Below are 12,019 nucleotides of genomic sequence, written 5' to 3' on the forward strand. Positions count from 1 at the left end.
GGCATTAATGCGGTCCGTGGGGCGTGTCCACGAGTACGGTGGAAATATCTGTGGCCAGTAACCCCACATTTGACCCAATCTGCTCAGGAAAGGCCCACCAGAATCACCATGGTACGTCACCTTCAATACAAAACGACATTGCCCATGCATCCCCAAGAAGTCTGGAACCGGGTAGGGCCCGCGCTGGACGCTTTAGGTGGGCGGAACAGCAGGTTTGACGGGCCGAACACGCTGAAAAACGACACCGGGGCTAGCCCATTTTCATGGGGTGAGACCATCATAATTAGCTTGTCTCCGAGTGGGCCGTCGACAACCCTCACCATACGAAGTGAGAATTCAATGGCATTTCAACTGACCGGGATGGGGAGGCATCGCCAAAACATTTTCGAGATTCTAGACCGTGCCGGGCTTCAAAACGACCCGAACGGACAATACACCAAAGGCTTCTAACAGAAGGTTCGACTAGCTACGGGCCATGGAATCCTCTGCCGAGGATGGGTTTTGAGGCAGTCGATCCACTTCAAATCTCTCGTGAGACTGCGCCGAGTCTTCAGCGCCGACGTCGTCCATCGCGTGAAGCCTTGCGCGCCGCATCTCAGAAAAGTTCCCCAGCACAATCCCCAGGTAAGCAATAAGAATTACTCCGGCTATAGTCACGGCCTTTTCCAGGTGCTCCGGCACGTGCAGGAGGCTGAAGGCATATGGAGACAAAACCAAAAATAGGAATAATGCGAGGCCCGTGAATGGAGAGTTCTTTGCATATGTGCTGGCTTGATGTGGTTCGGGTTTGGTGTTCATCGTTGCCCCATTGAGATGTTCATCCGGCACCATTGACGGCGCGCCGTGATTTCCTAGATTCCTATTTCCTTGTTGACCACATACTAAAACTCTGGCTGGCGCTGTCAATGAAATTGCAGAATTGATAGAAATGTGTAGGCTGTCCGGCGCAACAGCCCACGCCAAAAGAATCAGCTACTGACGCTTATTACTCGCCCCGAGGCGCCCGACGTTGTTGCTTAATTTCCGACCGGATCTTTTTCCCGTGGAGCCGACGACGTTGCGATCCGCGTGTGGGTTTGGTCCGACGACGCGGCGTCGGCGGCATGATGGCCTCCCGGAGGACGGAGGAGAGTCTTTCGCGGGCGGCCACCCGATTACGTCGCTGAGAACGGTGCTCAGCCGCGGAGATCGTGAGCACCCCGTCGGCCAGTCGTGGTGCAAGGATTTCCAACGCTCGACGCCGTTGATCATCATTGAGTGCCGATGTCGTGGTGAGGTCGAGGCTCAGTTGCACCCGAGAATCAGTGGTGTTGACTCCTTGCCCGCCCGGGCCGGAGGCACGTGAAAACTGCTCGACCAATTCGCTGGAAGGAATGAGCAGCCCTCGGGGAGCCCCAGGGCCGGGAGGTACGTGCAGGTCAAGCATGCTTCGAGTATGCCCGGACTCTATCTGGATCACCCGTTTCCGTGACATATTGGTCCTGAGAACCATCACTGTGACAAGGAGCAATCATGACATCCTCACTAGCAACCTATATTTCCCTTCCCGGTCAGACCGCGGAAGCGATGACACTCTGGCACGAAATCTTCGGCGGAGAATTGACCATTCTTCGATACGGCGACGTGAAACTTGAAGGCATGCCGTTCACCCCTGATCCTCAGTCGGTCGCACATTCCACCCTCATTTTGCCGAACGGAGCCATCGCGGCGGGGGATTCAATGGACGACGGCACCGACTATCCGATTCAGGGAACCGCGTATTCGCTGCTGTACACCACGGATACTCCTGAAGAATCAAAAGAGCTGTTCAATAAATTGGCCGAGGCCGGCGGAACCGTCAATATGCCGTTCAGTAAGGCGCCCTGGGGAGACTGGTACGGCCAGGTTTTTGACCGTTTCGGCGTCATGTGGTCCTTTTCTTCCGAAGGAAAATAACAGGTGGGTATCAGCCTAGAAAATGTCGGAATCGCCGTCGAAAATCTTGAGCAAACGATCGCGTTCTTTACCGACCTCGGCCTGAGCGTCGAAGGGAGGGACGAGATCAGCGGGGATTGGGCGGATACTGCCGTGGGATTGGACGGTAATCACGCCAAGATTGCCTTGCTGACGACGCCAGACGGAGAGGGAAAACTCGAATTATTCGAGTACATTCACCCCGATGCCAATCCCTCCGCGCCGACTAGGCCCAACGACATAGGAATGCACCGGGTCGCCTTTTCTGTGGATGACATCGACGAATCACTGAAAATCGCGGCACGTCACGGGTGCTTCCCACTTCGCGGGGTCGCGAATTATCGCGACGTTTACAAGCTCACCTACCTGCGCGGTCCCAGCGGAATCGTCGTGATGCTGGCGCAGGACCTCACCCAAAAGTAGCCGCAGACTTACCAGCGCCCCTTCGTGATCGGAGCCTTGTAGATCGCTGTCACGCGTTCTCCGTCGAGCCATTCCTCCAGACGGCGGGCTTGGTTTTCCAGCTCGCGACGTGCGACTCGTCCCGGGTCTGACCCCAGGATGAGCTCGACGGAGCCCGCGGCGTCCTGAACAAATGAACCGACGATCCGGCCATCCCACCACGCCGTGGTTCCGGGATTACCGGCCCAGTCGTAAACCGAGCCCGAGAAATCCGCGTCAAGGTAGAAATCCCGGTCCTTCCACCCCAGCGATGCCGGATCGAGCGCTGGTAACAATGCCGCCCAGGGATCGACGGGATCGACCGGCTCGACGTCGTCGGGCAACACCCAACCGGTCGCTCCGCGTTCGAGCTGAACCTCCACGGCCTCCACGTCGGCCAACGCCCGGCGCATCGCCGACTTGGTAGAACCGAACCACCACGTGAGGTCGCGTTCCGTGGCAGGACCATGCCCGCGGAGGTACGCCTCGACCAACTGCTTGTACGAATCTCGCTCGGAAGGGCGCTCCGGCACGGACCCCAGCCATTCGTCCATACGGGCCCAGCCAAAACGGTTAACACGCCAGTGAGACGCTCCGTGAGCACGAACAATGTCGCCCTCGGCCCCCATCCACGTCACGAGGCGGGGTGCAATGTGGCTCTCGGCCTCATATTTGGTTCCCGCGTTGACAGTCATCGTCCCCGAGATCTCGGGAACCAGGGCCCTCAACTCGGACTGTTGGTGCTCGCGTCCGCCCGACAGGAACGCAAGAACTGCCTCACGAGCAGATTCGAGCCACGCTTCGGGATGGGGGATGGCGCCCGTTGCGGCGATTTCCTTGACCAACCGTTTGTATTGCGTGGTCGCGACCCGTGCCGACGGCGCTCCCAGGGCCGCCGGGACAAACTCGCGCGGAAAAGCGAAAAGCGTCCGTCGCATAGCGAGCTGCCGTACCAGAGTTCGATCCTTGTACAAGGCCGTCTCGACGTCCTGCTTCATCAGGCCATCCACGCGTGCGTGAAGGGACAGGTGTGGAGTCGCCGGCTCTGTCGCGTGAAGTGCAAGTACCCCATGAACGGCCTCGGTCAGCGAGGAATGTCGGTGCTCCGGCGCGATGCCGTGGCGGCGCGCGAGCCTCGCTCGGCGTTCTTCGTCGTCGATCCGTCTCATCGAAACTCCCGGGTCTGGCGGTCACCGGCGTGCGCCGGCTGAGTTCAGCATAGACAGAGGCCGCATTCGCGAAGTAGCTGCCCGGAGTTCGGCGTACCCTCGAGTAAATTTTCCATCGAAAAATCAGCCGACGAAATGTTATCCACAGTCTGTATTTGAGCTGGACGAGAGGGTATTCCGGCGGGATACCCTCAAGATCATGATCACCCGGAAATTCCACGCCAAATGGCTCATTTGGGGCGTTGGCATTGCGGCCTACCTTCTCGCCCTCATCAACCGCAGCTCGTTCTCCGCGCTGGGTCCCACCGCGCAGGAACACTTCGGTGCGGAGGCGACGGTCTTGTCGTCCTTCCTCGTCCTCCAGCTCGTGGTCTATGCGCTGTGCCAGATTCCAGTGGGCGTGAGCCTGGACCGTTTTGGGACGTCCTGGGTGATCGCGAGCGGTCTACTGCTCATGTCCGTGGCGCAATTTGCGCTCGCCAGTACGGATCTCATTCCGGTGGCGATCGGTGCCCGCATCTTATTGGGCGCCGGGGATGCCTGCATCTTCACGTCGGTCGTGCGATTGGCTGCGGAGTGGTTCACACGGAAACAATCGCCTGTGGTCAACCAGATCACCGGGTTGGCAGGGCAGGTCGGTCAGCTGGTGGCCGTTGCCCCGCTCGCGGCCGTGATTGGAGCCTTCGGGTGGATGACGGGTTTTGCGAGTCTTGCCGCCATCGGGGTCGTCATCTTGATCCTCGTCGCGTTGGTCATGCGTGATGGTCCAGGCGCCGGCACGCTCGCCGAACGCCTGACCGGTCGACAGAAAGAATTGCCGACGACGAGCGCGCCCGTCTTCGCGGATACCGGCCCCATCATCCTGACCGAGGTCTTGCCCGTGGTCGGTCCCGGTTCGAGCGGAGTCTTTCCGGCGATCAAGTCCCTCATCAAACGCCCGGGCATCCGCTTGGCCTTTTGGGTTCATTTTTCGACGATGTTTGCCCCAGACAGCTTCCTCCTGCTCTGGGGCACCCCGTTCCTTACTGGTGGTCTCGGCTACACCAACGCTCAGGCGCACCTTGTGCTCGATGCCGCGATCGTTGCTTCGATGGTGGGGGCGTTGGTCTTCGGGCCGATCATCTCGAAATACTCCGACCATCGCGTGACCTTGGCGCTTGGGGGAGTGTTGACGATGTTCGCGTCCTGGATTGTCGTGATCGCGTGGCCGGGTGCCGCACCGATCTGGCTCACCATGCTGGTCGGCATCATCATGGGAGCCGGAATCCCTTTGTCCATGATCGCTTTCGACATCGTGCGTACGCATGCGCCCAAGCGGCAACGGGGCGTGGCCACCGGCTTGGCCAATATGGGCGGGTTCACCGCCGCACTGATCACGGTTCTCATGGTCGGAGTGGTACTGGACCTCATGGGAGCCGGAACCCCATCGACCTATTCTCTCGGCGGGTTCAAGGCCGCCATGGCCGTGCAATTCCCCTTGTGGATCATTGGAATTCTCATGATCCTGATCGAGGTGCCCCACGCGCGTCGGTACCTGAAAGAGCGTGCTCGGCCCAGTCAGTAGTCGGCGCCTCCCAGGGGGGGTAAACGTTTCTCGCCCGGGGAGGCAGTTCAGCCCGTTAGAGTTCCGCCTGCGCGCCCATGACCGTCGTCCCGGTGGGTGGCAGATGCAAGGCATGCGTACGGTTGGCCGCGAATTTCTCGAGGAACCGGAAGAGCCCCTTGCGCCAGCGCGACATGCACTTGTCGTCGCCCTTCTCGATTCGGAACACCGAGAGCATGTAGTTCGCTTCGTCGGGGTCGAAATCGAGTTCCCCGCAACGTCCCGTGGCCAGGCGAAGTGCTTGAGGCACGTCCTGCGAATCGTTGAAACCGACACGGCAGAGAATATGCACGATGCCGTCGTCGGGATCTCCCAAGTCGGAGACGCTGATGCGGTCCTCGGCCCTCACGTGGGGCACGCCGACGTTTTTCATCGTGATGATGACGGCGTGTTCGTGGAGAACGTGGTTGAACTCCATATTGTTGCGCAATGCGAGGGGAGTGGTGAGCGGGTTGCCGTGCGGATAGACGGCGACGCCGGGCACGCGACGAACGTTTGTTTCCCGCACCCTTTCCACGAATTCCTCGATGGGTCCCTCCATCTCGGCGCGCCGTCCCCACATGATCCGTGAGCCCTTACGCCACGTGAGCATGATCGTGATCGAAATTCCCGCGATGAGGAGGGGGAGCCAACCTCCCGAAAAGACTTTGACGACGTTCGCGCCAAAAAGAACGAGCTCGAGCCCTCCGACGAAGAACGCCAACAGGCCGACGCGCAGGATCGACCATCCCCACACCGCGTGGGCCAGGAGGAGGAAGAGTGACAGTTCGAGCAACAGCGTTCCGGTCACCGAGAGCCCGTAGGCCGCAGCCAGGCCGCCGGACGACTGGAAAACGATCACGAGTGCGACGACACCCACGAAGAGCAGCAGATTGACGGTTGGCATGTAGATCTGCCCACCTTGGTCCTGAGAGGTTTGAATCACCCGAAGACGCGGCAGCAGGGAGAGTCGCGTCGCTTGGCGAGACACCGAGAAGGCCCCGGAAATAACGGCCTGCGAAGCGATCACGGTGGCGGCCGCCGCGAGGGCCACCAGCGGCAGCTGCGCCCAGCTCGGCGCCAGATGGAAGAAAGGATTGTCGATGGTTTCAGGCTTGCGCAAGATCATTGCTCCCTGGCCAAGGTAATTGATGGCCAGGGCCGGGAGGACCAAGGAAAACCACGCGAGCATGATGGGCTTGCGACCGAAATGACCCATATCCGCGTAGAGGGCTTCCACACCTGTCACTGCGAGAACGACGGCGCCCATCGCAACGAACGCGACGAACGGGCGGTCCAGAGCAAAAGCAAATGCATAGGTGGGCGAAAATGCGCGGAAAATGGACGGATTCTGCACGATCTGCGGGAGTCCGAGCACGATCAAGACCACGAACCACGCGACCATGATGGGCCCAAAGGCTTTGCCGATCGAGCCGGTGCCCCACCGCTGGACGAAAAAGAGGAGCGTCAGAATCACCACGGAGACCGGCACGATGTACTGCCCGAAGCCTGGATCGGCAACTTCGATACCTTCGATGGCACTCATCACCGAGATCGCGGGTGTGATCAGCGAGTCGCCGTAGAACAGGGACGCGCCGATGACGGCCAGAATGATCGCCGCACCGGCACGGCTCGAACGTTTGCCGAGCTTATGCCAAATCAAGGAGGCGAGGGAGAGGATTCCGCCTTCGCCCTGGTTATGGGCCCTCATGATGAAGCCGATGTATGCGACCGTCACGATGAGGATCAGGCACCACAGCACCATCGAGATCACGCCGAGGACATCCTGATCGGAGGGTGCGATCGCGTGATCGTGAATACTGAAGACGGTTTGCATCGAATAGAGGGGGCTGGTTCCGATGTCCCCGAACACGACGCCCATGGCGGCGATGACCATCACCAGAATCCCCTTGGATCGGGGACGTGGCGCGTCGAGGGGGATCGACATAGTTTCAGACTCGGCAACTTGTTCCGAATTAGCCTCCGAAGCTTCGGCGTCGGCCTCGGAGGGTTCAATGTGATTCGATGCTGAATCAGCGGTGTTATTCACGAACGATGATTGTGCCACCAGGTCAGAGGCGCGGCAACATCAAAAGATGGCATTCGATGTGATGTCAACAACCATTATTTGGGGACCACAGTAATGATGCCGGAAACAACCTTCCCGAACGTGAAATGGTGCCTCACCGATGAAACCAAGCCATCCCCAAATCACCGCACATTCTTGGTGTTTTTGCCATACATTGTGGGCGTAAAACCCTGCGTCCAAGGAGGGCGGTTTGCAAAAAATCGCCGTTTTGGCCCACGTTCAACACGTTCCGTTGACCGTGCATGAGGTTCGGCCCACCGCGGAGGCGGACGATCGAGCGCTCCGAACCGGGTAGATTCGGGAATAACGGAGGGGCTGAAGAAGTTCCCTCGAGTACATGTCCGCGAGACTCTGGAGGTCACGTGCCAGCACCAACCGAAAGCAACACCAAGTTTGCCCAGTACGCCCATCCGGAGCGATTGGTCAGCACACAATGGCTGGCTGAGCACGCCAAAGATCCCGGCGTGGTGGTCGTCGAGAGCGACGAGGATGTCCTGCTGTACGAAACCGGCCACATCCCCGGGGCCGTCAAGGTGGACTGGCACACCGAACTCAACGACAGCGTCACCCGTGACTACATCGACGGAGAAGCCTTCGCCGACCTGATGTCCCGCAAGGGAATCAGCCGCGACAGCACGATCGTCGTCTACGGGGATAAGTCCAACTGGTGGGCCGCATACGCGCTGTGGGTCTTCACGCTGTTTGGCCACGACGACGTTCGCCTCCTTGACGGTGGCCGCGCCAAGTGGATCGAGGAAGATCGCCCGCTGACCACCGAGGTGCCCAACCCCGCTGCCGGTGATTACCCCGTCGTAGAGCGCAATGACGCTCCCATCAGGGCCTACCTGTCCGACGTCCGCGAATCCTTGGGCGAGATCCCGCTGATCGACGTACGGAGCGCGGACGAATACACCGGTCGGCGCACTCACATGCCGAATTACCCGGAGGAAGGCGCCTTGCGCGGCGGCCACATCCCCACGGCGCATTCCGTTCCGTGGGCCCGTGCGGCCAACGACGACGGCACCTTCAAGTCCGCCGAAGAGCTCCGCACGATCTACCAAGACGAGCTGGGGCTGAACACGGATCAAGACATCATCGCGTACTGCCGCATCGGGGAACGCTCCAGTCACACCTGGTTCGTCCTCGAGCACCTCCTAGGATTCCGCAACGTTCGCAATTACGACGGATCCTGGACCGAGTGGGGCAACGCAGTACGCGTGCCGATCGTTCAGGGCGAAGAGCCCGGAGAGGTTCCCGCAGCATCATGACCGAAACCACCACGGACCTGCCGCAGGCCCTGCAGGAGATCGTCGATGATTTCGCCGACCTCCCTCCACAGGACAGGCTCCAGCTCCTTTTGGAATTCAGCAAGGGCTTGCCCGACCTTCCCGCCCGGTTCCAGGATCATCCCGAACTCCTCGAACCGGTGCCCGAATGTCAGTCGCCGATCTTCCTGGTGACCGAGGTCGAAGAAGACGGCACCGTGCGGTTGTTCTTCTCAGCGCCACCAGAGGCGCCGACCACGCGAGGGTTTGCCGGCATCTTGCAAGAGGGCCTAGACGGTGCATCGGCTGAGACGGTCACCGCGGTTCCCGCGGACCTTCCCCTCCGGCTTTCCCTGACTCAAGCGGTCAGCCCCCTGAGGCTCAATGGCATGAGCGGTATGTTGACGCGCATTCAGCGTCAAGTCGCCGAAAAAACCCAGTAGTATCCCCACCCACCAGCGAACAACGCGACCAGAGGAGAAAATCCATGGCTGAAGTAACCTTCCAAGGCAATCCGACTCAAACCTCCGGATCCCTCCCCGAGACGGGAACCACCCCGCCGGCCTTCACCCTGGCCGGAACCGACCTTGGCGAGGTCACGGAAAATGATTTCCGCGGCAAGACCGTGGTCCTGAACATTTTCCCGTCCGTCGACACGGGTGTGTGCGCGGCCAGCGTACGTAAATTCAACCAAGAGGCCTCGACGCTGAACAACGCCGTTGTGGTGTGCGTGTCCAACGACCTCCCGTTTGCCCTGGGACGCTTCTGCGGTGCCGAAGGCATCGAGAACGTCGTCACCGCCTCGGGATTCCGTTCGACCTTCGGCGACGACTACGGGGTGCGCATCACCGACGGTCCCATGGAAGGCTTGCTCGCCCGCTCCGTCGTCGTGATCAGCCCCGAAGGCCACGTGGCTTATCAGGAACTGGTCCCCGAAATCGGCCAGGAGCCCAACTACGACGCCGCGCTCGCTGCGGCCCAGGCTTAAACTTTTCGCGTTTCGTTAAGGAACCCACCGGGTTGAGGGAAGACCTCGATCCGGTGGGTTCTTTCTGTTGTGCCCGATGACGGCGGCCCGGCTTCTGGCGCGATGGGACAGTGGCCGGCAATGTGGTGGGGCGCGGTTGGCTGCCCTTGATTCCGCGTTAACAAGGGCCGTAGCGGTGGTAGCCTGAACTGAATTTAGATGCTCAATCCATCGGGAGAACCGTGTCTTCACAAATCAAGCCGCAGGCCCTGACCGACGAAGGACTCAAGCGGGGTCTCCGGAACCGGCACATGCAGATGATTGCCATCGGCGGCGCCATCGGTACAGGACTCTTCGTTGCATCTGGCGGAACCATTGCCAACGCCGGGCCAGGCGGAGCGCTCGCGGCGTACGTCGTCATCGGCATCATGGTCCTTCTGCTCATGCAATCTTTGGGAGAGATGGCCGCGCATCTGCCGTTAGCCGGCTCCTTCCAGACGTACGCCACGCGATTCGTGAGCCCCTCGTTTGGCTTTGCCATGGGGTGGAATTATTGGTTCAACTGGGCGATCACGGTTGCCGCGGAGCTCGTTGCCGCCGGACTCATCATGTCCTTCTGGTTGCCGGACGTTCCAGGTTGGGTATGGGCCGCCGTCTTCTTGGTTCTCCTGACGGGCCTCAACGCGTTGTCTGCGCGGGCCTACGGTGAAGGCGAGTTCTGGCTGGCCGCGATTAAAGTCGCCGCCGTCGTCTTGTTCTTGGTTGCGGGCCTTTTGATGATTCTGGGGATCTTCGGTGGGAAGGCCCCGGGCGTATCTAACTGGACCACCGGGGACGCACCCTTCAACGGCGGATTCATCTCGATCATTTCGGTGTTCATGATCGCTGGGTTCTCCTTCCAGGGAACCGAAATGATCGGTGTTGCCGCGGGCGAGGCCGAGAATCCGCGTCGGGACGTTCCCAAGGCCCTGCGCTCCGTGTTCTGGCGCATCATGTTGTTCTACATCGGCGCCATCACCGTCATCGGTTTCTTGGTTCCGTATACCGATCCCAACCTCCTGCGCAACAGCGAAACCGATATCGCCTTCTCGCCCTTCACCTTGGTGTTTGAGAGGGCCGGCGTGGCCTTCGCGGCGTCTCTCATGAATGCCGTGATTTTGACGGCGATTCTTTCAGCAGGTAATTCAGGCCTCTACGCGTCAACCCGCATGCTGTTGTCCCTAGCGTTGGAAGGAAAGGCGCCCAAGATCTTCGCGCGAGTCAATAAGCGAGGCATCCCCATGCCGGCCTTGATCGCGACGGCCTGCGTCGGCCTCGCCGGGTTCATTACGGCGATTGTGGGGCAAGGTGCGGGGTACACCTGGTTGGTCAACATTTCCGGTTTGTCGGGATTCATCGTGTGGGTAGGCATCGCCGTATGCCACTTCAGGTTCCGCCGTGCCTACGTGGCACAGGGGTACGACCTCAAGGACCTCCCCTATAAGGCACCGCTGTTCCCCTTGGGGCCAATCATCGCGTTTGTCCTGTGCATCATCGTGATTTTGGGGCAAAACTACGAGGCAGTGTTTAAGGGACAACTGGTCGAGGTGCTGACCTCGTACATTGGGTTGCCCGTATTCCTCGCGATCTGGTTCGGACACAAGCTCGTGACTCGGTCCAAGAGCGTACCGCTCATGGAAGCCGATGTTCAGTCACTTGCCCCGGCCGGTTCGTCGAGCTCGCAGAAAGAGAACTGACGCCGGAGCAGTATTGCGAGCTCATCCCACCTGTCGAAACATCGACAGGTGGGATTTTTATTTTATTTTCACCTTTCTGCAATCTCGGCGAATGCACTTTCGTTGTTGGGTGCCACGCCAATCCCCGTACCGTGTGACCTGGCATAAATCCCTGAAATTCCTCGGAGGTTCCGCTTGGAGAGGCTGGATGGCGGCAGCAGTCCGGCCCTGCATCAAGCCACGTGAACCGTCAATTGCAGGCGCATGAACTGTATGCAACTTTGTTCTAAATTTGCCTCATTCTCAATTACGCCGAGAGGGGAAATGTATACCGTTGACCCTCTGAACTCGAAAAGGTTAGACTGCAAAAACAAATCGAATCCAATTATTGGTTTCGAAAATTAGATTGTGAACTAATGTGGATCGACAATCAGGAAGTAGGACCATGACTAATAACCAGAACATTGAGTCCCTGCGTAACAGCACCGTATTCAGCAACAACGGCGACAAGATCGGTAAGGTCGGCGAGATCTACCTCGATGACCAGACCAACGAACCCACCTTCGCAACGGTCAACACCGGATTGTTCGGATCCAAGGAAACTTTTGTTCCGCTCAACAAGGCCAAGGCCACCGATGACGGCATCACGGTTCCCTTCGACAAGGACTTCGTCAAGGACGCTCCGAACATCGACGACGACGGTTCGTTGAGCCCCGAGGAAGAACAGCGCATCTACGAGTACTACTCGTTGGATCGTTCGACGTCGGGCCAGGGCGGTAACGCCGGCCAGGAGCGTCACGACGGTAACGCTGCCGCCGGAACCGCCGCTGGCACCGCC

12 protein-coding genes are annotated in these 12,019 nt (G+C 59.6%); 8 read left to right on the plus strand and 4 right to left on the minus strand.

The features are described 5' to 3' along the window. Positions 1–462: 462 nt before the first annotated feature. Both B9Y51_RS07450 and arfB read right to left on the minus strand, forming a co-directional pair. Positions 463–798, minus strand: a complete 336-nt coding sequence (locus B9Y51_RS07450) for a hypothetical protein (RefSeq protein ID WP_143468023.1) — start codon at positions 796–798, stop codon at positions 463–465. Between the two features lie 187 nt (positions 799–985). Then, positions 986–1,426, minus strand: coding sequence for an alternative ribosome rescue aminoacyl-tRNA hydrolase ArfB (gene arfB, locus B9Y51_RS07455; protein WP_085529296.1), 441 nt, complete (start codon positions 1,424–1,426; stop codon positions 986–988). A gap of 86 nt (positions 1,427–1,512) precedes the next feature. Here arfB and B9Y51_RS07460 point away from each other — a divergent pair, with 86 nt between their 5' ends. Further along, entirely contained in the window at positions 1,513–1,935 is a 423-nt protein-coding gene (locus B9Y51_RS07460; RefSeq protein WP_048682850.1) for a VOC family protein, read from the plus strand. Between the two features lie 3 nt (positions 1,936–1,938). After that, the gene (locus B9Y51_RS07465; protein ID WP_085529297.1) at positions 1,939–2,376 is read left to right on the plus strand and encodes a VOC family protein; all 438 of its coding nucleotides are present in this window, start codon (positions 1,939–1,941) and stop codon (positions 2,374–2,376) included. 8 nt (positions 2,377–2,384) lie between these two features. Here the strand turns inward: B9Y51_RS07465 and B9Y51_RS07470 are convergent, their stop codons facing one another. Then, complete coding sequence (locus B9Y51_RS07470; protein ID WP_085529298.1) at positions 2,385–3,563, minus strand: winged helix DNA-binding domain-containing protein; 1,179 nt, start codon at positions 3,561–3,563, stop codon at positions 2,385–2,387. A gap of 199 nt (positions 3,564–3,762) precedes the next feature. Between B9Y51_RS07470 and B9Y51_RS07475 the strand changes: the two genes are divergently transcribed. Then, positions 3,763–5,127 carry an MFS transporter gene (locus tag B9Y51_RS07475; protein WP_048682842.1) on the plus strand — a complete coding sequence of 455 codons (1,365 nt, stop codon included), beginning with the start codon at positions 3,763–3,765 and terminating at the stop codon, positions 5,125–5,127. Positions 5,128–5,182: 55 nt separating this feature from the next. On the opposite strand, the gene B9Y51_RS07480 is transcribed toward B9Y51_RS07475, so the two are convergent. Next, positions 5,183–7,195 (minus strand): potassium transporter Kup, encoded by a 2,013-nt coding sequence (locus B9Y51_RS07480; protein ID WP_238650920.1) that lies wholly within the window; start codon positions 7,193–7,195, stop codon positions 5,183–5,185. A gap of 401 nt (positions 7,196–7,596) precedes the next feature. Between B9Y51_RS07480 and B9Y51_RS07485 the strand changes: the two genes are divergently transcribed. The 5 genes from B9Y51_RS07485 to B9Y51_RS07505 all read left to right on the plus strand — a co-directional run. Then, the gene (locus B9Y51_RS07485) at positions 7,597–8,502 is read left to right on the plus strand and encodes a sulfurtransferase (protein ID WP_048682838.1); all 906 of its coding nucleotides are present in this window, start codon (positions 7,597–7,599) and stop codon (positions 8,500–8,502) included. Continuing rightward, a complete protein-coding gene (locus B9Y51_RS07490; protein WP_085529300.1) occupies positions 8,499–8,942 on the plus strand; it encodes a SufE family protein in 444 nt (147 codons plus the stop codon). Before B9Y51_RS07485 ends, B9Y51_RS07490 begins: the two co-directional genes overlap by 4 nt. 44 nt (positions 8,943–8,986) lie before the next feature. Beyond that, a complete protein-coding gene (gene tpx, locus B9Y51_RS07495; protein ID WP_048682833.1) occupies positions 8,987–9,487 on the plus strand; it encodes a thiol peroxidase in 501 nt (166 codons plus the stop codon). Positions 9,488–9,777: 290 nt separating this feature from the next. After that, positions 9,778–11,202 carry an amino acid permease gene (locus B9Y51_RS07500; protein ID WP_238650968.1) on the plus strand — a complete coding sequence of 475 codons (1,425 nt, stop codon included), beginning with the start codon at positions 9,778–9,780 and terminating at the stop codon, positions 11,200–11,202. A 424-nt stretch (positions 11,203–11,626) separates the two neighbouring features. After that, a partial coding sequence (locus B9Y51_RS07505; RefSeq protein ID WP_143468060.1) for a PRC-barrel domain-containing protein occupies positions 11,627–12,019 on the plus strand: 393 nt, incomplete at its 3' end.

The organism is Kocuria massiliensis, from assembly GCF_900169715.1.
GTDB classification, from domain to species: Bacteria; Actinomycetota; Actinomycetes; order Actinomycetales; family Micrococcaceae; genus Rothia; species Rothia massiliensis.

Coding starts and splice junctions, on each gene's coding strand:
- B9Y51_RS07470 (WP_085529298.1), bottom strand. CDS start 3,563: ATGAGACGGATCGACGACGAAGAACGCCGAGCGAGGCTCGCGCGCCGC.
- B9Y51_RS07450 (WP_143468023.1), bottom strand. CDS start 798: ATGAACACCAAACCCGAACCACATCAAGCCAGCACATATGCAAAGAAC.
- tpx (WP_048682833.1), top strand. CDS start 8,987: ATGGCTGAAGTAACCTTCCAAGGCAATCCGACTCAAACCTCCGGATCC.
- B9Y51_RS07500 (WP_238650968.1), top strand. CDS start 9,778: ATGCAGATGATTGCCATCGGCGGCGCCATCGGTACAGGACTCTTCGTT.
- B9Y51_RS07490 (WP_085529300.1), top strand. CDS start 8,499: ATGACCGAAACCACCACGGACCTGCCGCAGGCCCTGCAGGAGATCGTC.
- arfB (WP_085529296.1), bottom strand. CDS start 1,426: ATGCTTGACCTGCACGTACCTCCCGGCCCTGGGGCTCCCCGAGGGCTG.
- B9Y51_RS07475 (WP_048682842.1), top strand. CDS start 3,763: ATGATCACCCGGAAATTCCACGCCAAATGGCTCATTTGGGGCGTTGGC.
- B9Y51_RS07460 (WP_048682850.1), top strand. CDS start 1,513: ATGACATCCTCACTAGCAACCTATATTTCCCTTCCCGGTCAGACCGCG.